Origin of the sequence: Actinospica sp. (genome assembly GCF_035552695.1) — a bacterium.
Lineage (GTDB): Bacteria > Actinomycetota > Actinomycetes > Streptomycetales > Catenulisporaceae > Actinospica.
This window is the reverse complement of sequence record NZ_DASZKT010000010.1, coordinates 50,913-70,478: the sequence shown is the minus strand read 5'-3', so window position 1 is coordinate 70,478 and position 19,566 is coordinate 50,913. Positions and strand designations below refer to the sequence as shown.

Here is a 19,566-nt window from a genome sequence, read left to right as displayed (position 1 = left end):
CGCGTCTTCATGATCGGCAGCCGCTCCGCTACTGCTTGGTCTTTTGAGCTGCCTCCGCGAAGACCTGCAGAGCTACCTGGTGGCCCTCGAAGCCGCGGGCGCCGCCGGCGTAGGCCTCGATTCGGATGAAGGCCTCGACGATCTCTTCCCCTCGGAGCGATCGTTCGGGTGTGGATCTGAGCCTGATGCCGGGAAGGTGCCGGGATGGGAGTTGAGAGGGCGCGGCGTGATCGGCGTGTCTCACTGATCGAGACGCGGTGTCCGTCGAGGGCTTGGCGTGGCAGACTGCGGAGCATGCAGTCTCGGCGGTTCATTATTACCGTGAGCGCATCGGCATCGGGCTGAAATAAACTCACCCACCGTCGATGTGCAGACCTCTCGCGCTCCGCGAGGGGTTTTCTTGTTTTCCGCCGCAGTTCTCCCGACCTACGACCAGCCGAACGAGGTGCGAGTGTGAACGACAGCTTCCACGTCTACGACACGACGCTGCGCGACGGAGCCCAGCAGGAGGGGCTCGCGCTGTCCGTGGCGGACAAGCTCGTCATCGCCCGCGAGCTGGACGGACTGGGGGTCGGGTTCATCGAGGGAGGGTGGCCGGGGGCGATCCCCAAGGACACCGAGTTCTTCCGGCGGGCTCGGACCGAGCTCGACCTGAAGCACGCGCAGTTGGCCGCGTTCGGCATGACCCGCCGCGCGGACCTGGCAGCGGCCGACGACCCCCAGGTCGCCGCCCTGCGCGATTCCCTCGCTCCTGTCGTGACACTGGTTGCGAAGGCGCATGATCGGCACGTCGAATTGGCGCTGCGTACCACGCTTGACGAGTGCCTGGCGATGGTGCGTGACACGGTGCGGCACCTCGTTTCCGAGGGGCGGCGGGTGTTCGTCGACGCGGAGCATTTCTTCAACGGATATCAAGACAATCCGGCTTATGCGCTGGAGTTCGTGCGCGTGGCGGCGGAGGCGGGAGCCTCGCTGGTGGCGTTGTGCGACACGAATGGCGGAATGCTGCCGAGCGAGTTGGGCGACGTCGTGCACACGGTCATCGAGCAGACGGGGGCGCGTGTCGGCATCCACTGCCACGACGACTCCGGGTGCGCGGTGGCGAACTCGCTGATCGCGATCGAGGCCGGGGCGACGCACGTGCAGGGTGCGGCGAACGGGTACGGCGAGCGGACCGGCAATGCAAATCTCTTTACAATCGTGGCGAATCTGCAGCTGAAGAAGAACCTGCAGGTCGTGCCCTCGAATTCGTTCGCGGAGATGACCCGGATCGCGCACGCGATCTCCGAGGTCACCAATATCGCGCCGCACACCAAGCAGCCGTACGTGGGCTTCTCGGCGTTCGCGCACAAGGCGGGCATCCACGCTTCGGCGGTCAAGGCCGATCCGATGCTCTATCAGCACATTGACCCAGCCGTGGTCGGAAACGATATGCGGATGCTGGTATCCGAAATGGCCGGTCGTGCGTCGATCGAGCTCAAGGGACGCGAGCTGGGGTACGACCTGTCCGGTGATCGGGACGCGCTGTCTCGGATCACGGATCGGGTCAAGGAGCTCGAGGCGCAGGGGCACTCCTTCGAGGCGGCCGACGCGTCCTTCGAGCTGCTGATCCTCGATGAGCTGAAGGGGGAGCAGAGCCAGCGCTTCTTCGACGTCGAGTCCTGGCGGGTGATCGTCGAGCAGCGGCAGGACGGCAGCCACATCAGCGAGGCGACCGTGAAGCTGCACGCCAAGGGCGAGCGGATCATCTCCGTCGGCGAGGGGAACGGGCCGGTCAACGCGCTGGACACGGCGCTGCGCAACGCGATCGGGCAGATCTACCCTGAGCTCGCCGAGCTGGAGCTGTCGGACTACAAGGTCCGCATCCTCGAGGGCGACCACGGCACGAACTCGCGCACCCGGGTGCTGATCACCACGACCGACGGCCGGGACGAATGGGCCACCGTCGGCGTGCAGGAGAACATCGTGGCGGCGAGTTGGAACGCGATCGTGGAGGCGGTCACGTACGGGCTGCTGAAACTGGAGAGCTGACCACGCCGGGCAGCACCTAGACTTGACGCCGTGCGTATCGCGAGATTCTCCCTACCTGACAGCGCCGCCGACGCCGGGGCAGTCCGCTTCGGCCTGGTCGAGGGCGACGTGGAACAGCCCGACGCGATGGTGATCGCCGAGCTCGAGGGCCATCCGTTCACCCCCGAGCCGCACACCACGGGCCGGGTCTGGCCGCTCGCGGACGTACGGCTGCTCGCGCCGGTGCTGCCCAGCAAGATCGTCGCGGTGGGCCGCAACTACGCCGACCACGCGAAGGAGATGGGCAACGAGGTCCCGGCCGTGCCGCTGACCTTCCTCAAGCCGTCCACCAGCGTGATCGGCCCGAACGAGACGATCGCCTACCCGACCTTCTCCCAGGACGTGCAGCACGAGGCCGAGCTCGCGATCGTGATCGGCCGGCTGTGCAGCCAGGTGCCGCGCGAGCGGGTCAAGGAGGTCGTGCTCGGCTACACCTGCGCCAACGACGTCACGGCACGCGACGCGCAGAAGGCCGAGGGCCAGTGGGCCCGCGCGAAGGGCTTCGACACCTCGTGCCCGCTCGGGCCGTGGATCGAGACCGAGGTCGACCCCGCCGACCTGGCCGTCACCTGCACCGTCAACGACGAGCTCAGGCAGGCCGGGCGCACCAGCCAGATGATGCGCGGCGTCGAGGAGATCGTCGCGTTCATCTCCGAGGCCATGACGCTGCTGCCCGGCGACGTCATCCTCACCGGCACGCCCGCGGGCGTCGGCCCGATGCAGGTCGGCGACCGCGTCTCGGTCAGCATCGAGGGCATCGGCACCCTGACGAACCGCATCGTGAAAAGGTAGTAATGACCATCGACACCGCGAAGCTCGACAACAGCGTCCGGGTGCGGTTCCCGCCGTCACCCACCGGCGACCCGCACATCGGGCTGGTCCGCTCGGCGCTGTTCAACTACGCCTTCGCCCGGCACTACGGCGGCAAGCTGGTCCTGCGCATCGAGGACACCGACGCGGCGCGCAACACCGAGGCGTCCTACCGGGCCATCCTCGACACGCTGCGCTGGGCCGGGATCGAGTGGGACGAGGGGCCCGAGGTCGGCGGCGAGTACGGCCCCTACCGCCAGTCCGAGCGCGGCGAGATCTACGCGGACCTGGCCGCCCAGCTGCGTGAGTCGGGCAAGGCGTACCCGTGCTACTGCACGGCCGCGGAGCTGGATGCCGCGCGCGAGCGCGCCAAGGCCGAGAAGCGCGCGCCCGGATACGAGGGCACCTGCCGCAATCTGACGGCGGAGCAGATCGCCGCGTACGAGGCCGAGGGCCGCACGCACGTGCTGCGCTTCCGGATGCCGGAGAACCGCACCATCGCCTGGGACGACGTGGTGCGCGGGGAGATCTCCTTCGAGTCGGCCAACGTGCCGGACTACGTGCTGGTGCGCGCCGACGGCTCGCCGCTGTACACGCTGGTCAACCCCGTCGACGACGCGCTGATGGGGATCACGCACGTGCTGCGCGGCGAGGACCTGCTCTCCTCGACCCCGCGGCAGATCCCGCTGCACGAGACGCTGGTCGAGCTCGGCGTATCCAAGCAGGTCCCGCAGTTCGGCCACCTGCCGTTCGTGCTGGGCGAGGGCAACAAGAAGCTGTCCAAGCGCGACCCCGAGGCCAGCTTCAGCTACTACCCGCGCACCGGCTACCTGCCCGAGGGCCTGATCAACTACCTGGCGCTGCTCGGCTGGTCGCTCGGCAACGACGAGGAGATCTTCGGGATCGACGAGATGGTGGCCGCCTTTGACGGCACCCGCATCTCGGCCAACCCGGCGCGCTTCGATCCGAAGAAGTGCGAGGCGGTCAACGGCGTGCACCTGCGCAAGCTGGAGACCGAGGACCTGGCCAAGCGGATCCTGCCGTTCCTCGATCGCGAGGGGCTGCTGCTCGGCGGCGCGGAGGGCCACCTGGCCAACGACGAGGAGTGGCGCACGCTGGTCGCCGCCGTGCCGCTGATCCGGGAGCGGATGACGGTGCTGTCCGAGGCGATCGGCATGCTCGGGTTCCTCTACACGGGTGACGGCTCGGACGCCCGGCACGCGTTCCAGCTGAACGAGGACGACGCGGCGAAGGTGCTCACGGCCGACGCGTGGCCCGTGCTGGCCGCCGCGACCGCCGCGCTGGACTCTCTCGCCGAGGACGCGTGGACCACGTCCGCGATCGACGAGGCGCTGCGCACGGCGCTGATCGAGGGCCTGGGCCTGAAGCCGAAGAACGCCTTCACCCCGGTGCGCGTCGCCGTCACCGGCCGGCGTGTCTCCCCGCCGCTGTTCGAGTCGATCGAGCTGCTCGGGCGCGAGCGCACCCTGGCCCGGCTGCGCGCGGCCGACGCGAAGGCGCGGGCGGCGGCGTGAACCTGCTCGGGACTAACTGATTTGGGCCCCCGGGCGGCGACCGCTATAGTTGTGCACGCGGCGCCGCCCGGAGGCTCGGTCGGCCTGCGCTGCCAATGGGGTATGGTGTAATTGGCAACACTACAGTTTCTGGTACTGTCATTCTAGGTTCGAGTCCTGGTACCCCAGCTTTAGGGCGTATCGCATATGCGATACGCCCGTTTGGCTTTTCCGGGGCGCGCCAGCCGCGTTCCGAACCGAATATCGGATTATGGAGCGCAACGAGCCGGACTGGCCGACCGAGCCGACTGCGACCGGGCCGGGCGGGCGCCGCGGCGGCGGGCGGGAGAAGTGGTCGCTTCGCAAGAAGCTGGTGGTGTGGGGCTGCAGCGCGCTGGCCGCGGTGATCGTGGTGGTGGGCATCGGGCTCGTGGTCGCCTGGCGGCACCTGAACGGGAACATCAAGACCCAGGACGCCGGGCTCAAGCCCTCGGCGATGAGCGGTAAGCAGGACATCCTGTTCATCGGCTCCGATTCGCGGTCCGGCGGGAACCAGACGCTCGGCGGGGGAGACGTCAGCGGCGCACGCTCCGACACGGCGATGGTCTTCGACAGTCCGGCCGACCGGCGCCAGGGCACCGAGGTGTCCATCCCGCGCGACTCCATGGTGCAGATCCCGGACTGCACCAGCACCGGCACGGGCGGGACGACCGTCGCGGCCAACTTCGGCATGTTCAACAGCGCGTTCACCGAGGGAGGCGCGCCCTGCACGGTGAAGACCGTCGAGTCGCTGACCGGCCTCACCCTCACCCACTACATCGCGATCGACTTCGAGGGCGTGGTCGGCGTGGTCAACGCGCTCGGCGGCGTCAAGGTCTGCGTCACACAGGCGATCGACGACGCGGATTCGGGCCTGAACATCCCGGCCGGCACCACGACGCTCAACGGCCAGCAGGCGCTCGCGTTCGTCCGGTTGCGGCACACCGTCGGCGACGGCTCGGACCTCGAGCGGATCCAGCGGCAGCAGTACTTCCTGGACCAGTTGGAGCACCAGGTGCGCTCCGCGGGCCTGCTGACCGACCCGGTCAAGCTGTACAAGGTGCTCGACGCGGCGACCCAGTCGATCACGACTGATCCCGGCCTCGGCACCGTCACCGACCTCTACAGTCTCGCGCAGACGCTGAACGCGATCCCGAACGGCAAGTTCACGTACGTGACGGTGCCCAACGAGCCGTACCCCGAGGACACCAACCGGGTCGTCTGGACCGAGCCGGACGCGACGAGCCTGTGGAACAGCCTGATCGACGAGGCGAACACGGCCGGCGCGTCCGCCTCGTCGTCCGCGAGCACCAAGGCGGCGGCGCTCGGCGGAAGCACGTCCTCCTCCGCCGCGGAGGTCGCGCTCAGCCGTTTCGAGGGCGTGATGAAGCTGGTGCTGCTTGCCGACACCCCGACGGATGCGACCGGCAGCGCCAGTTCCAGCGCCGGTTCGACCTCGTCCCCGGGCGGCGCCGACGTCGGCACCTGCCCGGTCGGCTAGTTCCGCGCCACCAGACCCCTGCGCAGCAGCAGCGGCTCGATCTCCGGCGCCCGGCCGCGGAAGTTCGCGAAGGCCTCCATCGCGTCCTCGCTGCCGCCGCGGGAGAGCAGCGTGGCCCGGAAGTGGTCGCCGTTCGCCCTGGTCATGCCGCCGTTCTCCTTGAACCACTCGACGGAGTCGGCGTCCAGGACCTCGGACCAGATATACGAGTAGTACCCGGCGCTGTAGTCGTTGGTGAAGATGTGCGCGAAGTAGCCGGTCCGGTAGCGCGGCGGGATCTCCGGCAGCGCGAGGCCCGCCTTCTCCAGCGCCGTCGCCTCGAAGGCCTCGATGTCCTCGCCCGGATCCTCGCCCGCGGAGAGCTTGTGCCAGGCCCAGTCCAGCAGCGTCGCCCCGAGGTACTCGACCGTGCGGAAGCCCTCGCCGAACTGCTGCGCGTCCGCCAGCTTCGCGACGAGCTCGGCCGGGATGGGCTCGCCGGTGCGGTAGTGCTTGGCGTAGCTCGCCAGCACCTCCGGCCAGTCCTGCCACATCTCGTTGACCTGAGAGGGGTACTCGACGAAGTCGCGCGGCACCCGGGTGCCGGCGAACAAGGGGTAGTGCACGTCCGAGAACAGGTTGTGCAGCGCGTGCCCGAACTCGTGGAACAGGGTCCTGACCTCGTCGAAGGTGAGCAGCGTCGGCTCGCCCGCCGGCGGCTTGGCGATGTTCAGGTTGTTGACCGTGACGGGCTTCGTGCCCAGCAGGCCGGACTGGCCGACGAGGCTGTTGCACCATGCGCCGCCGCGCTTCGACTCGCGGGCGTACGGGTCGAGGACGAACAGGCCGAGCTCGCTGCCGTCCTCGTTGAAGACCTCGAAGACGCGTGTGTCCGGGTGGTAGCCGCGCAGGTCGGGGCGGGCGGTGAAGGACAGGCCGTAGACCTTGTTCGCGGCGAAGAAGACGCCGTCGTGCAGCACGCTCTCCAGCTCGAGGTACGGCCGGAGCGCGGCGGCGTCGATGTCGTACTCGGCCTTGCGCACCTTCTCCGAGTAGTACTGCCAGTCCCACGCGGCGATCTCCGCCCCGCCGTTCGCGGCGCGCAGCGCGTCGGCCTCGCGACGGGCGTTGGCCACCGCGGGCGGCACGACGCGGCCGAGCATCTCCTCGACGTTCGCGACCGTGCGCGCGGTCTTGTCGGCCACCGCGTACGCCGCGTGCGACTCGAAGCCCAGCAGCGCGGCGCGTTCGGCGCGCAGCCGCACGATCGCGCGGATCACCTCGGAGTTCACCGAGAAGCCGCGGCCGAGCGAGGCTTCCAGCAGGCGGCGGCGCACGCCCCGGTCGGCGAGCGAGGCTAGCTCGCTCTGGTTCGAGAAGAGCTTGAGGCTGAGCACGTACTTGCCCTCGTGCCCGCGCGCCCTGCCGTTCTCCGCGGCCGCGGCGATCGCGTCCTGCGACAGACCGGCCAGCTCCGCGGCGTCGTCGAGCACGAGGGCGCGGGCCTTCGTGTCGGCCAGCAGGTTGCGCTGGAAGGTGGTCTGCAGCGAGGCCAGTTCGGCGTTGAGCTCGCGCAGCCGCTCCTGGTCCGCGGCCGAGAGTTCGGCACCGGCGCGGACGAAGTCCTCGTGGTACTTCTCGATCAGCCGCCGCGACTCGGCCGGATCGGTCTCCGCGGGGTAGTCGAGCGTCTCCCGCGCCTCGTACAGCGCCTTGATCCGGCCGAAGAGGGCGCCGTTGAGGTGGATGGCGTCCTCGTGCGCGGCCAGCTTCGGGCTGATCTCCGCCTCGATCTCCTCCAGTTCCGGGCTGGTGTCGGAAGAGGTCTGGTTGTAGAAGACGCGCATGACGCGGTGCAGCGTCCGACCGCTGCGCTCCAGCACGATGAGCGTGTTGGCGAAGTCGGGCGCCTCGGTGGACGAGGTGATCGCGTCGATCTCCGCCAGTTGATCCGTCATCCCGCGCTCGAACGCGGGCCGGAAGTGCGCCAACGTGATCGACTCGAACGGTGGGAGTTCGTAGGGCAGGGTGGATACCGAGAAGAACGGATTCGCCTCCGGCGAGGCTGCCTGTGTCGTGGGTGAGGGTGTGGGCTTCGTAGGCATAACGGGAGCCTAGCCAAAACGGCCGCGGGTTATCCCTACAGCGACGCTACGGTGACCTCAAAGCATCGCTACGGTGGCTTTGACCTGCTCCGACAGCGGCGTCGTGGCCGAATCGCGATTATCGATCAGCACGTGCGGGACCGGCGGCGGCACCTCGGGTGTCATCCGCGCGATGAAGGCGCCGAAGGCGTCGAGCTTGCCCGTATCGCGCGAGCTTCCGCGGGCTAGCAGCCGCGCCCGCAGCGTCACCGCGTCGCTGCGCACATAGACGAGCGTCACCGGATTCCCGCCGAGCGCGGCGACCCATTCCGCCCACCGCGGCTCCGATCGGATCTGCCCGGTGAACGGCCCGGAGAGCAGCACCGGGCACCCGTGCGAGCGGATTTCGGCCGCCGTCGCCGTGAGACCCGCGTACTCGTGCGGCTTCACGTGGGCGTCGTACCACTCGCCCTCGCGCTCGCCGGGCGGCCGTCCGCCGGCGGCCAGTGTCGCCGCCACGAAGCCGCCGTAGACCGTGTCCTTGTCCAGCAGTGCCGGAGCCGGATCCAATGCGTCAAGCAGCAGCGCGGCCACCGTGCTCTTCCCCGCCCCCGGCGCCCCCGCCACGATCCACACCCGCGCAGCACCAGCCATGCCCGCACTCTAGCCGGTCGCCGTTCGTTAACCGATTTGGCCGCACGCCACCCGGTCGCCTATAGTTGAGCGCGTTGGCGAGCGGCCCTGAGGTCCGCGGAGCCACCGCTAGGGCCCCGTTGTGTAGCGGCCTAGCACGCTGCCCTCTCAAGGCAGTAGCGCGGGTTCGAATCCCGTCGGGGCTACTTTCAGGTCTGGTCAGAGGAGCTTCTGACCAGACCTTTCGCATGTGCGGCGCCGGGATGTCGCGCCTCCTCTCGCCGGACGTCTTCAACGAATCTGACTCAGAACTCTGGATCGGCACCATCTTCGTCGGATTCGGTCGCAACCGAATCGGCAGTCAGGCGTCTTCTATGGTGACGACGACGAGCAGGGGAGGGAACGCGTGTCCAGAGGGCGGGCTCCGGCCGGCATGCGCGGGGGAGAGGCCATGCCGCCGCAACCACACGGAGAGCCGCTAGCGCTGCCGAGGTTGTCAGGGTTGTAATTTACCGGCCCCCGCCACGGGGCCGCGCCATAGCTTGATGCTTAAGACGTCGGTTGCGACCTGCGTCCTCTTCAGTGCGCCTTCATTACCCATTCTGAGCTTATACGTCCGCCAATTCTGAATGTGTCGCGGAACGGAGAGCATGACAAATCGGGCACACCTACCTGCGTCCTGGCCAAGTGTTTCTGTGGTCATCCCGGCCTTGAACGAGGCCCGGAACCTTCCGCACGTGTTCGCGCGGCTGCCGGACGGCATCCACGAGGTGATCGTCGTGGACGGTCATTCGGTCGACGACACCTGCGCGGTCGCCCGGAAGTTGAGGCCGGACGCCCGGATCGTCACGCAGACTCGGACCGGCAAGGGCAACGCGCTGGCCTGCGGGTTCGCGGTCGCCACCGGCCAGATCATCGTCATGCTCGATGCGGACGGATCAGCCGATGCCAGCGAGATCCCCGCCTTCGTGCAGACCCTGCTGAACGGCGCCGACTTCGCGAAGGGCAGCAGGTTCGCCCCGGGCGGCGGAAGCGCCGATCTCACCCGGCTGCGCACATGGGGCAACGGCCTGCTCATGGCCATCGTGAATCGAGCCTATGGCACGGCCTATTCAGACCTCTGCTACGGATTCAACGTCTTCTGGCGCCGGCACCTGCCCGTGCTGAGGCTGGATTCGACCACGCCGCCGCCGCAGGACGGCACGAAAAAGCTGTGGGGTGACGGCTTCGAGATCGAGACGCTGATCGCCATACGCGTCACTGTCGCGCGCCTCGCCGTCGTCGAAGTGCCCAGCTTCGAGCATTCCCGTATCCACGGCGTCAGCAATCTCACGGCATTCAGCGACGGTCTACGCGTACTGCGGATGATCATCACCGAACGCCGAGCCCGCAATGCGGCCATGAGGTCGCCACGCGAGCTTTCCAACACCAGCATTCTCGAGGAGTTCGCATCAGTACAGGCGCCAACTTCGCGGGAGGCGGAGTGACCGGCATGACGCAAAGCCTGCGCGGGGCGGCACGGTCAATGGTCTACCGTCTGCCCGTCGGCGTGGAACGAAGGCTGCTCTTCCTCTACTACAACCGCAAACTCCCGCACTTCAGCAAACCCGTGACATTCAGCGACAAGGTCAACTGGCGCATCCTGAACGATCGCAGGCCCCTGCTCGAATGGACCTGCGACAAGCTGGCCATGAAGGAGTACGCCGAGAGCGCGGGGTTGGAGGGGCTGCGGGTTCCGCGGACGATCTGGTCCGGTTCGGACCTCGGCGATCTGCTAGCGGTGGACCTGCCCGAGCACTGGGTGCTCAAGCCGAATCACCGGTCGGGACTGGTCTATTTCGGCAGCGGGCAGGCCGATCTCGGGGAGCTCTCGACCGTCACGGCGACCTGGCTCGACGCCTTCGAGTCGAGCAAGATGCGCGAATGGGCCTATGCCACGGCCCGGCCCATGTTCCTCGTCGAGGAACTGCTTGGGCCGCCGGGATCGCCGCCTCCCGACTACAAGATCTTCGTCTTCGACGGCGAGCCGGATCTCATCGAGATGGTGAACCGGTACGACGGGAATCAGCAGAGGCTGTACCGCGCGGACTGGACGCCGCTCGACGTGCTGTACGGGCCGCAGGGAATCGCTCCGATAGCACCGCCGCCGCCGGAGCTGGACCGGATGCTGGATATCGCGCGGCAGCTGGGCAAGCCGTTCGACTTCATCCGTGTCGACCTTTACGACCTCTCTGACGTAGACGGGTCGATCGTCTTCGGTGAACTGACTCCCTACCCGTGCGGGGGCCTCGAGCGTTTCAGCCCGGCCTCGTTCGATGTCGAACTCGGGGAGAAGTGGCGACTACCCGCATTGGGATCGGGCGCGTGAAGCCTGCCACCCGTAAGGAGCCTGACAATGCTTGACCTGGATCGCCATGCCCTGCAGGCCGACTATGACGACCTCCGCCTGCGCGGCGTTCCCGGGATCGACGTGGAACTGCTGACTTTCTCGGTCATGCACGGCAACGGCAACGTGATCCTCGTCGTCGACGAGAGCCTGAGCGGCCTGTCCGCCGACGACATCGGGAGCGGCCTCGCGGTCGAGCTCTGTGAGTCGTTCACGTCGGTGCGCGTGGACGGGATCGCTTTCGTCCGGACCGTCGATGAAACCATCGACGCACCGGTTCGGATGACCTATTTCGACCGGGACGGCACGAATGCCTCGATGTGCGGCAATGCACTTCGTTGCGTGACCCGGTACGGCGACGAGCGGGGATACCTGCGCCGCGCCGCGGACGTCGTCATGACCGACGACGGCCCGAAGTGGGTTTCGGCCGCCGGCGGCGCGATCCGCGTCGCGCTCGGAGCCGGGCGGGAGTTCCAACGCGTCACCGACGAGCAGTACTTCGTGTTCAGCGGTGTGGCGCACCTGGTCGTGCTGCTCGATGAGAGCCAGGACCTTGATGCGATCGACGTCAAGACCGCAGGCGCCGCGCTGCGCTACGACGACCGGCTGTGCCGACAGCTGAATCATCCGGAAGGCCTGCACGTCGACTACATGCAACGGTACGAGGACGGCGTCCGCATCCGCACCTACGAGGTGGGAGTGGAGGACGAGACGCGGGCCTGCGGTACCGGGTCCGCCGCATCCGCCTACGTGGCCAACCGGGTCTGGGGCCTGTCGTACCCGGTCCGCGTGGTCGTCCAGGAAGGCGAGATACAGGTCGAGGAGACCGAGCACGGATTGCTCATCAGCGGATCCACCGGCCATCTGTTCGGCAACATCCCGCCGATCGGCGCAGTGACTTCCAGGACTGAGACTTCCAGGACTGAGCCCGCGCTGGCGATCGGAGGCTCCGGTGGCTGAGCCCAGGCGCGTCTGCGTCGTCGGCCCAGGAACCCGTTTCCTATCCGGTATCACCTACTACACGTACTCCCTGATCGAGGCGCTGGGCGAGGCGGGCCATCAGTGCTCGGCCGTGCTGATCCGCAACCTGGTGCCGGAGCGGTTCTATCCGGGCCGCGCGCGGGTGGGGGGTGCCCTGACCGACCTGCGGCTGCCACCGGACGTACCGCGGGTCGACGGGGTCGACTGGTACTGGGGCCGGTCGCTGGCCCGGGCGATCGCGTTCCTGCGCCGGGAGCGGCCGCAGGTCCTCGTCCTGCAGTGGTGGACCGGGGCCGTGCTGCACACCTACCTGGTGCTGGCCGTCGTCGCCCGACTGTACGGGGCCAGAGTCGTCGTGGAGTTCCACGAGGCCCAGGATGTCGGCGAAGCCCGGCTGCCCTTCGTCACCCGCTATACGGACCTCCTGGGCCGGAGTCTGCTCAGGCTCTCCGCGGCGCAGTTGGTCCACTCGCATTTCGACCGTGAGCTGGTCAAGGACCGTTACGGCGTCGACGAGAGCGTGACGCTGGTCGCGCACGCAGGCTACGACTACCTCCCGTCACGGCCGCCGCTCAGGGAAGCTCCGGCCGACGTGATCAACCTCCTGTACTTCGGTGTCATCCGGCCGTTCAAGGGCGTGGAGGATCTCATAGCGGCCGTGGACCTCCTCGGCTCGGACACTCGGTTCTGGTTCACCGTCGTGGGTGAGACCTGGGAGGGCTGGGATCTGCCGAACCGTCTGATCGCCGCCTCGAAGCACCGGGACCGGATCACGTTCGTCAATCGGTACGTCACCGATGCCGAAGCGGCCGGCTACTTCGCCGGCGCCGACGTCGTCGTGCTGCCGTATCACCGGTCCTCGTCGTCCGGACCGCTCCAGATCGCGATGGCCGCGGGGCTTCCGGTGGTGGCGACGAGGGTCGGGGGTCTGGTCGAAGCCACGGCCCACTACCCGGGCGTGGTGCTCGCTGATCCGTCCAGCCCGGAATCGCTGGCGGACGGCGTGCTCAAGGCGGCCGAGCTCGTCGGCCGACGATTCCAGGGCGCCACCACGTGGTCCGACACCGCCCGGAGCTACACGGAATTGTTCGACGGGATACTGCGGTGACGCTCCTGCGGATGCCGCTCGTGCCCGAGAGGCTCAGTTCCCGGCTGCCGGGCCGCGCCAGGGACCCGCTGGTCATGAACTCGCTGTACCTGACGGCGACGACGGTCGTGACCTCGCTGCTCGGGTACGTCTTCTGGACGGTGGCCGCGCGGATGTACCCCGCGTCCGCCATCGGAGAGGCCGGCGCGGGCGTCTCGGCCATGGCCTTCGCCTCGCTGCTGGGAGCCCTCGGCGGATCCATGGCCGTGCTGGCGGAACTGCCCGGGAAGCGGCGGCCGCGCGAGTGGTCGGCCACCATCACTGCCCCGCTCGTATTCACCTCGGCCACGTCGGCGGTGACCGCGCTGGCCACGGTGGCGGTCCTGGCGACGACAGGGCATTCGGCGTTCCTGTACCGGGACGGATGGTGGGTGGCGGCCTTCGTCGTCGGGGTGGTGGCCACGACGGCCTCCCAGGTGCTGGAGAGCGTCTGGGTGGCGGAGCACCAGGCGGTCTGGTTCCTCGGCTCGAGCACCGTCTTCGCCGTGGTCAAGCTCGGGATCGTCGCCCTGCCGGTCTTCGCGGTGTTCGGCGCCGTCGGCATTCTCTCCGCCTGGTCGGGCGTTCTGGCGGCCACCGTCTTGGGCTGCGTCCTGGTCCTGATTCGCCGATACGGATACCGGCCGCGCCTGACCGGCTTCTCCCGGCAGGTCTGGTCGATGCGGGAAAGCCTCGCCGGCAACTACGTGATCAGCGTCGGCGATCAGGCGACGCTCTACGCGATCCCGGTGATCGTCGCGCTGGAGGTGTCCCCGGAGGCCGCGGGCTGGTTCTACGTGGCCTGGAAGATCGGCGGCTTCTACGCGGTCTTCGCCTCGGCCGTCGGAACGTCCACCTTCGCCGAGGGCAGCCGCCACCCGCACCGCGCGCTGCCGCTTGCCCTGGCCGGCCTGAAGTTGGTCTTTCCGCTCATCGTCCTGGGCGCCGCGGTCACGATCTTCGCGGGCCGTCTGGTCCTGGACGTGTTCGGCGCGCAGTACGCGGCGCACGCCTACACGCTTCTCGTCCTGCTGTCGTTGGGGGCCGTCCCCGACGCGGTGGTCACGATCTACCGCGGTGTCCTGCGGGTGCACAAGCGCTACCGGACCGCGGCGGGCATCTGCTGGGCCATCTCGATCTCCCGGCTCGCCCTCACCGTCCCGGCCCTGGCCTGGTGGGGCATCGCCGGCGCGGGCTGGGCCTGGCTCGCCACCCAGACGGCCGGCGCGATCTGGTGCGCGCTGGACCTGGCCGTCCACCGCGACGCGGTGAACGACACCGCAGCGATCGACACCGCAGTGACCAACACCGCATTGACCGAAACATTGTCGAAGGGGGATTCATGATGCGGTGCCTGGTGACGGGTGGCTGCGGTTTTGTGGGCTCGGCGCTGGTCCGTCGTCTGCTGGCGGAGTCGTGCGAGGTCGTCGTCGTGGACGACTTGTCCCGAGGCTCGCGCGAGAACCTGGGTGCGGACCAGGCCCGGGTCCGCGTGATAGAGCAGGATGTGACGGACAGTCTGGGCCGGGTCTTCTCGTCCTTCCAGCCCGAGGCCGTCTTCCATCTGGCCGCGCTGCACTTCATTCCCGACTGCGACGCCGACCCGGCGCGCTGCCTGCGGGTCAACGTGGACGGCACACGTTCCGTGCTGGAGGCCGCGGCCGGACTTCGCGGCCCGGTCTCCGTGGTGGTAGCCTCCTCGGCCGCGGTCTACGCCCCGGCCGACGGGCCGCATCAAGAGCAGGAGGACTCGCTCGGACCGATTGACGTCTACGGGCAGTCCAAGCGCTGGACCGAGGAGTTGGCGGTCGAGTTCGCAGCCCGTACCGGGACCGGGGTGGGCATCGCCCGGCTGTTCAACGTATTCGGCCCGGGCGAGACCAACGCGCATTTCATCCCCAGCCTCATCTCCCAGTTGAAGGCGGGGGAGTCGGTCCGGCTCGGCAATCTCTCGACCAAGCGGGACTACGTGTTCGTCGACGACGTCGCCGACGCGCTGCTGAGGCTGGCCAGGTACGCCGGCGACGGACAATCGGCGACGGTGAACATCGGCAGCGGGAGAGCCTACGCGGGTGACGAAGTGGTCGAGGCCCTGGCCGGAATGACCGCGGCAGGGGTGGCTCCGGTCACCGACCCGAGCCGCCTTCGCCCCGTGGACCGTCCCGTCCTGCTGGCCGACCCGACGATGGCTCAGAAGCTGTTGGACTGGGCGCCGCGCACGTCGCTCGTCGACGGACTGCGGGCCGCCTGGGACCGCCCGGCGGGCGCGGGGGTGACGCTGGCATGAGGATCGCCCTGATCTGCGCGCACTACGCCCCGTTCGCCGGGGGCGTCGAATCCCACGTCGAGGAGATCGCCAAGCGGCTGGCCGACCGCGGGGAGACCGTCGAAGTCCTCACCCATCGCGACGATCCCGGTCTTCCCGACACCGAGATGCGCGAAGGAGTCCTGGTGCGGCGGCACAAGGTGCCGGTGCCCAGCCAGCATTTCGGGGTGTCCCCGGCGGTGTGGGCCACGCTCGTACGACACCGGCACCGCTATGACGTGGTGCACGCGCACGGCTACCATTCCGCCGCACCGCTGGCCGCCACCATGGCCGGTGCCTCGCCGCTCGTCTTCACTCCGCACTACCACGGCACCGGTCACTCGCCACTGCGCAAGGCCATCCACATCCCGTACCGCGCCGCGGGGGCGGCGATAGCGGCTCGGTCGCAACGCATCATCTGCGTGTCCCGCGCCGAGGCCGAACTCTTCCTTTCCCACTTTCCCTCGGCCCGGCCGCGCGTCACCGTCATCCCCAACGGCGTCGACCTGGAACGGATCACCGCCGCCCAGCCGTTCCCCGACGCGGAGGCGGTCATCGTCACCGGCGGACGCCTCCAGTCCTACAAGCAGATCGACCGCATCGTCGAGGCCATGGCGCTGACGCCCGCCGGTCTGCGCCTGGTGGTCACCGGGGACGGCCCCGAGCGCGGCGCTCTCGAAGCGCTCGCCGACGAGCGCGGTGTGCGGGACAGGGTCCGCTTCATCGGACGGGTGGAAACCGATCTGCTGTACCGCTGGTACGCCAGCGCCGACGTGTTCTGCTCCATGTCGTCCAACGAGGCGATGCCGGTCACCATCCTCGAACTGCTGGCCGCCGGCGCCCGCGTGGTCGCCTCGGATATCCCGGCCCACCGCGACATCCGCGACCGCACCGCGGGGGCGATCACGCTGGTACCCCTGGATGCCGAGCCGAAGGTTCTGGCCGATGCCCTGGGACACGCCCTGAACGAGTCGCCCGCGCCCGCCCAGCGGATCCCGACCTGGGACGAGGTGACGACGCAGACCCTTGATGTCTACCGCGACCTCACGAGCGCGGCGGTGGCGGCGGCATGACAGAACGGCCGGTGCGGGTGCTCTACTGGTTCACCCAGCCCACCCCGTACGTGGTGGCGCGTTTCAACGCCGCCGTCGAGCACCCGGAGCTCGAGTTCCATGCCGTCTTCTCGCAGGTACGCGAGCCGGACCGGTCCTGGGACGTGGACGAGTCGGCGTGGAAGTTCCCCGCGAGCTATCTGGGACGGTTCAAGGTGCCGGTGAAGGAGCTGCGCCGGCTGCGCCCGGACGTGTTCATCCTGGAGTACGACCGCTGGAACCTGGCCCTCGGCGCGGTGACGGGCTTCGCCGCCGCCCGGCGCGTGGCGTTCCGGGTGCTGCCCAACTACGACGCGTGGTCGCGGCGCACGTGGTGGCGGGAGCTCGGCAAGAACGTACTCTTCAAAGCCGTCGACGGGGCAAAGGTCCCCGGTTCGGACGGAGCAGCGCTGGCGGCGCGGTACGGCCTGCCGCGGGAGCGCACCACCGTCGTCACACAGTCGATCGACGTGGCCCACTACGGCCGGGGCCGCGACATGCCGGCAGACGAACGGCGGCGCCGCCGCGAGGCGCTCGGGCTGTCCGGATGCGTCTTCCTGTACGTGGGACGCATCTGGTCGGGCAAGGGGCTGGACGAGTTGTTCGCCGCCTACCGGCAGGTCCGCACGATCCGCGACGACATCAGCTTGCTGATAGTCGGCGACGGCGTCGACGGCGAACGCTACGTCGATCGGGAGTCGGCCACGGCCGGCGTCACGTTCGCGGGCTTCGTCCAGCCGGCCGACCTGCCAGAGTGGTACGCGGTCTGCGACGTCCTGGTCTTCCCCACCCACGGAGATCCCAACGGTCTCGTGGTGGAGGAGGCACTGGCTGCCGGCCTGCCTGTGATCGTCTCCGACGCCGCCGGTGACATCAAGGCCCGAGTTCCGGAGTCGGTCGGCCGCGTCGTCCCGGTCGGCGACGCCGGCGCCCTGACCGGAGCGATGGAAGCCCTGGCCGAGCCGTCTCTTCGGGAGCCCATGGCCCGCCGGGCGCCGGGCTGGGTCGCGGGGAAGCACGACGAACGCTACGCCGAGGATCTCGCCCGTTTCGCCCGCGACCTGATGGCAAGCCCGCGTAGGCGGACGCTTCACCGCGCCGCCTGCGCGACGGTCGGCCACCTGCCGGCGTGGTGCGGACGGTGGGGCGGATGACGACGCCCACGACCGTGGCCACAGCGCCTATCAAAAGCCGGGTCTACCCTCGCCTGGTGCCCACTGCGATCCGCGGACGACTGGCCACCCGCGCGACGGGGCTGGCCCTCGGATCGGCCTTCGCGGCCGACGGCGCCGGAGTGGCCCTACTGGCGGCCGCCGACGCACGATCCCGCTCCGGGGCATCCGGCGGCTACCTGCTGTTCTGGGCCGGGCTCGCCCTCATCTTCGTGCCGAGCGCCGCGGTTCTGCTGCTGTCTCGGCGCAGCAGAGCGGCACGGCTCGCCGTCGCCCTGGGTTTCGGGCTCGCGCTGTACATGGCGAAGGTCGTCTACGAGCCGACGACGTTCACCTTCCACGATGAGTTCGCCCACGACCGGAATGCCGCCAACCTGCTGGCTTCCGGCCAACTCTTCGGCTACAACCCGCTGATCCGCGCCACCGGCTACTACCCGGGCCTGGCCGTCGCGACGGACGCGGTCGCGCGCCTGACCGGGTTTTCCGTCTACACCTGCGGCCTGATCCTGATCGGCTGCGCGCGGCTGGTCTTGGTCGGGGCGCTGTTCCTGCTCGTCGACGAGCTCTTCGACTCGCCCCGCGCCGCCGGCGTGGCCGTCCTGGTGTACGCGGCCGAGCCCAACTTCCTCTACTGGGACGCCCAGTACGGCTACGAATCGCTGGCCCTGCCGCTGGCCCTGCTCACCGTTTACTTCCTGGCGCGCCGGAACGGACGGCAGCCCGGTCTCCCCGCCATCCTGTGCAGCCTTGCGGTCGCGATCGCCGTGGTGGCCACCCACCATGTCACCGCTTGGGCACTGGCCGCGCTCCTGCTGGCGTGGGCGGCCGTCGGATGGTTGCGCCGCCGCCGTTCTGACGTCGCTTCAGCGGGCGCGGAGGAATTCGTACCGACGCTTCCGGCCTCGGTGACCGCCGGGACGGCCGTGGCGTGGGTCGCGGTCGTGGCGCCGATCACCGTCGCATACCTCAGCCCCGTACTGTCGCGCGCCGCCGCACAGGGAATCCAGCTCATAACCACGTTCCACACATCGCGCACCCTGTTCGCGAACACGGGCCAGGCCGCCACCGCCCCCGAGTGGGAGCGGCTGGCCGCCATCGCCGCCACGCTGGCCATCCTCGCCGCCGTTCCGGTGGCTCTCTATCGCATCAGGCGGAGCGGCCTGCCGCTGATCGCCAAGCTGCTGGCCTGGTCGACGCTCGCGTGGGTGGCTCTGCTTCCGCTGCGATTCACGTCCGACGGCCAGGAGGCGGCGAACCGTTCCGCCGACTTTCTGTACGTGGGTATAGCGATCTGCTTCGCCTTCCTGCTGGAGCGGTTCCTCGATTCGTCCCGATGGCGGCGAACGGTCGCGCTCTGTCTCGTCGCCCTGCTCTTCGCGGGCGGCATCTCGGTTTCCTGGAACTTCTCGCAGCGGCTGGCACCGGACTACCGGCTGACGAACGGATCGGCGGCCGTGACCCCGGACGACCAGGCACTCGCCCGATGGATGCTCGCCACGCTCGGTCCGAGCCATCGCGTCGCGACGGACGCCCAGACCGGACTGGCCCTCGGCTCGGTGGGCCGCCAGAACGTGCTGTCCTCGGCCGAGGACGGCGCGCAGACCTGGCTGATCTTCTATCCGCCGACCGTCACCAGCGGCGTGCTGGCCGAGATCCACCGATCGGCGGTCCAATACGTCGTCGTGCAGGCGGACGTGCTCGACCTGCCGACCGGTAACACCCGTTTCGACGACTCCGAGCCGGCGCAGTACTACAACTCCACGCTGCCCGCCGCGTCGCTCTCCAAATTCGACACGAGCCCCGTGTTCCGAGAGATCTACGCGGCCGGATCTCTCCGCTTGTACCAGGTCGTCAGCTCGACGGGAGGTCAGTGAC

15 protein-coding genes and 2 tRNA genes are annotated in these 19,566 nt (G+C 68.9%); 15 read left to right on the top strand and 2 right to left on the bottom strand.

What is annotated here, in order from left to right; all coding sequences use genetic code 11:
• The first annotated feature begins 453 nt into the window (after positions 1 to 453).
• The 5 genes from cimA to VG296_RS02250 all read left to right on the top strand — a co-directional run bounded on the left by cimA (position 454) and on the right by VG296_RS02250 (position 5,934).
• Positions 454 to 2,031, top strand: a complete 1,578-nt coding sequence (gene cimA / locus VG296_RS02270; protein ID WP_325562489.1) for a citramalate synthase — start codon at positions 454 to 456, stop codon at positions 2,029 to 2,031.
• A gap of 30 nt (positions 2,032 to 2,061) precedes the next feature.
• Positions 2,062 to 2,862, top strand: a complete 801-nt coding sequence (locus VG296_RS02265) for a fumarylacetoacetate hydrolase family protein (protein ID WP_325562486.1) — start codon at positions 2,062 to 2,064, stop codon at positions 2,860 to 2,862.
• Between the two features lie 2 nt (positions 2,863 to 2,864).
• Positions 2,865 to 4,415 carry a glutamate--tRNA ligase gene (gene gltX, locus VG296_RS02260; protein ID WP_325562484.1) on the top strand — a complete coding sequence of 517 codons (1,551 nt, stop codon included), beginning with the start codon at positions 2,865 to 2,867 and terminating at the stop codon, positions 4,413 to 4,415.
• Between the two features lie 96 nt (positions 4,416 to 4,511).
• Positions 4,512 to 4,583 (top strand) — tRNA-Gln (locus VG296_RS02255).
• Positions 4,584 to 4,665: 82 nt separating this feature from the next.
• A complete protein-coding gene (locus VG296_RS02250) occupies positions 4,666 to 5,934 on the top strand; it encodes an LCP family protein (RefSeq protein ID WP_325562483.1) in 1,269 nt (422 codons plus the stop codon).
• Here the strand turns inward: VG296_RS02250 and VG296_RS02245 are convergent.
• Together VG296_RS02245 and VG296_RS02240 are read right to left on the bottom strand one after the other, a co-directional pair.
• Complete coding sequence (locus VG296_RS02245; protein ID WP_325562481.1) at positions 5,931 to 8,018, bottom strand: M3 family metallopeptidase; 2,088 nt, start codon at positions 8,016 to 8,018, stop codon at positions 5,931 to 5,933. The two genes, VG296_RS02250 and VG296_RS02245, sit on opposite strands and share 4 nt — an antisense overlap.
• 57 nt (positions 8,019 to 8,075) lie before the next feature.
• On the bottom strand, positions 8,076 to 8,651 hold the full coding sequence (locus VG296_RS02240) for an AAA family ATPase (protein ID WP_325562479.1): 576 nt from the start codon (positions 8,649 to 8,651) through the stop codon (positions 8,076 to 8,078).
• 112 nt (positions 8,652 to 8,763) lie between these two features.
• Here VG296_RS02240 and VG296_RS02235 point away from each other — a divergent pair.
• From VG296_RS02235 to VG296_RS02190, 10 genes are all read left to right on the top strand, one after another.
• A tRNA-Glu gene (locus VG296_RS02235) sits at positions 8,764 to 8,836 on the top strand.
• Positions 8,837 to 9,259: 423 nt separating this feature from the next.
• The gene (locus tag VG296_RS02230; protein ID WP_325562477.1) at positions 9,260 to 10,117 is read left to right on the top strand and encodes a glycosyltransferase family 2 protein; all 858 of its coding nucleotides are present in this window, start codon (positions 9,260 to 9,262) and stop codon (positions 10,115 to 10,117) included.
• A 5-nt stretch (positions 10,118 to 10,122) separates the two neighbouring features.
• Positions 10,123 to 10,998: an ATP-grasp fold amidoligase family protein gene (locus VG296_RS02225; RefSeq protein ID WP_325562509.1), complete on the top strand. Its 876-nt coding sequence runs from the start codon at positions 10,123 to 10,125 to the stop codon at positions 10,996 to 10,998.
• 27 nt (positions 10,999 to 11,025) lie between these two features.
• Positions 11,026 to 11,976: a diaminopimelate epimerase gene (gene dapF, locus VG296_RS02220; protein ID WP_325562475.1), complete on the top strand. Its 951-nt coding sequence runs from the start codon at positions 11,026 to 11,028 to the stop codon at positions 11,974 to 11,976.
• Positions 11,969 to 13,105, top strand: coding sequence for a glycosyltransferase family 4 protein (locus VG296_RS02215; RefSeq protein WP_325562473.1), 1,137 nt, complete (start codon positions 11,969 to 11,971; stop codon positions 13,103 to 13,105). Before dapF ends, VG296_RS02215 begins: the two co-directional genes overlap by 8 nt.
• Before the next feature lie 11 nt (positions 13,106 to 13,116).
• Complete coding sequence (locus tag VG296_RS02210) at positions 13,117 to 14,469, top strand: hypothetical protein (protein WP_325562471.1); 1,353 nt, start codon at positions 13,117 to 13,119, stop codon at positions 14,467 to 14,469.
• Complete coding sequence (locus tag VG296_RS02205) at positions 14,466 to 15,410, top strand: NAD-dependent epimerase/dehydratase family protein (RefSeq protein ID WP_325562469.1); 945 nt, start codon at positions 14,466 to 14,468, stop codon at positions 15,408 to 15,410. The genes VG296_RS02210 and VG296_RS02205 overlap by 4 nt, the downstream gene beginning before the upstream one ends.
• Positions 15,407 to 16,501, top strand: coding sequence for a glycosyltransferase family 4 protein (locus tag VG296_RS02200; protein WP_325562465.1), 1,095 nt, complete (start codon positions 15,407 to 15,409; stop codon positions 16,499 to 16,501). The genes VG296_RS02205 and VG296_RS02200 overlap by 4 nt, the downstream gene beginning before the upstream one ends.
• Complete coding sequence (locus tag VG296_RS02195) at positions 16,498 to 17,673, top strand: glycosyltransferase (protein WP_325562463.1); 1,176 nt, start codon at positions 16,498 to 16,500, stop codon at positions 17,671 to 17,673. Before VG296_RS02200 ends, VG296_RS02195 begins: the two co-directional genes overlap by 4 nt.
• A 56-nt stretch (positions 17,674 to 17,729) precedes the next feature.
• On the top strand, positions 17,730 to 19,565 hold the full coding sequence (locus VG296_RS02190; protein ID WP_325562461.1) for a hypothetical protein: 1,836 nt from the start codon (positions 17,730 to 17,732) through the stop codon (positions 19,563 to 19,565).
• Position 19,566: the final 1 nt, after the last annotated feature.

Excerpts from the sequence above, each read along its gene's own strand:
- VG296_RS02250 (WP_325562483.1), top strand. The coding sequence starts at position 4,666 with ATGGAGCGCAACGAGCCGGACTGGCCGACCGAGCCGACTGCGACCGGG.
- VG296_RS02245 (WP_325562481.1), bottom strand. The coding sequence starts at position 8,018 with ATGCCTACGAAGCCCACACCCTCACCCACGACACAGGCAGCCTCGCCG.
- dapF (WP_325562475.1), top strand. The coding sequence starts at position 11,026 with ATGCTTGACCTGGATCGCCATGCCCTGCAGGCCGACTATGACGACCTC.
- VG296_RS02205 (WP_325562469.1), top strand. The coding sequence starts at position 14,466 with ATGATGCGGTGCCTGGTGACGGGTGGCTGCGGTTTTGTGGGCTCGGCG.
- VG296_RS02195 (WP_325562463.1), top strand. The coding sequence starts at position 16,498 with ATGACAGAACGGCCGGTGCGGGTGCTCTACTGGTTCACCCAGCCCACC.
- VG296_RS02200 (WP_325562465.1), top strand. The coding sequence starts at position 15,407 with ATGAGGATCGCCCTGATCTGCGCGCACTACGCCCCGTTCGCCGGGGGC.
- VG296_RS02230 (WP_325562477.1), top strand. The coding sequence starts at position 9,260 with ATGTGTCGCGGAACGGAGAGCATGACAAATCGGGCACACCTACCTGCG.
- gltX (WP_325562484.1), top strand. The coding sequence starts at position 2,865 with ATGACCATCGACACCGCGAAGCTCGACAACAGCGTCCGGGTGCGGTTC.
- VG296_RS02210 (WP_325562471.1), top strand. The coding sequence starts at position 13,117 with ATGCCGCTCGTGCCCGAGAGGCTCAGTTCCCGGCTGCCGGGCCGCGCC.
- VG296_RS02225 (WP_325562509.1), top strand. The coding sequence starts at position 10,123 with ATGACGCAAAGCCTGCGCGGGGCGGCACGGTCAATGGTCTACCGTCTG.
- VG296_RS02240 (WP_325562479.1), bottom strand. The coding sequence starts at position 8,651 with ATGGCTGGTGCTGCGCGGGTGTGGATCGTGGCGGGGGCGCCGGGGGCG.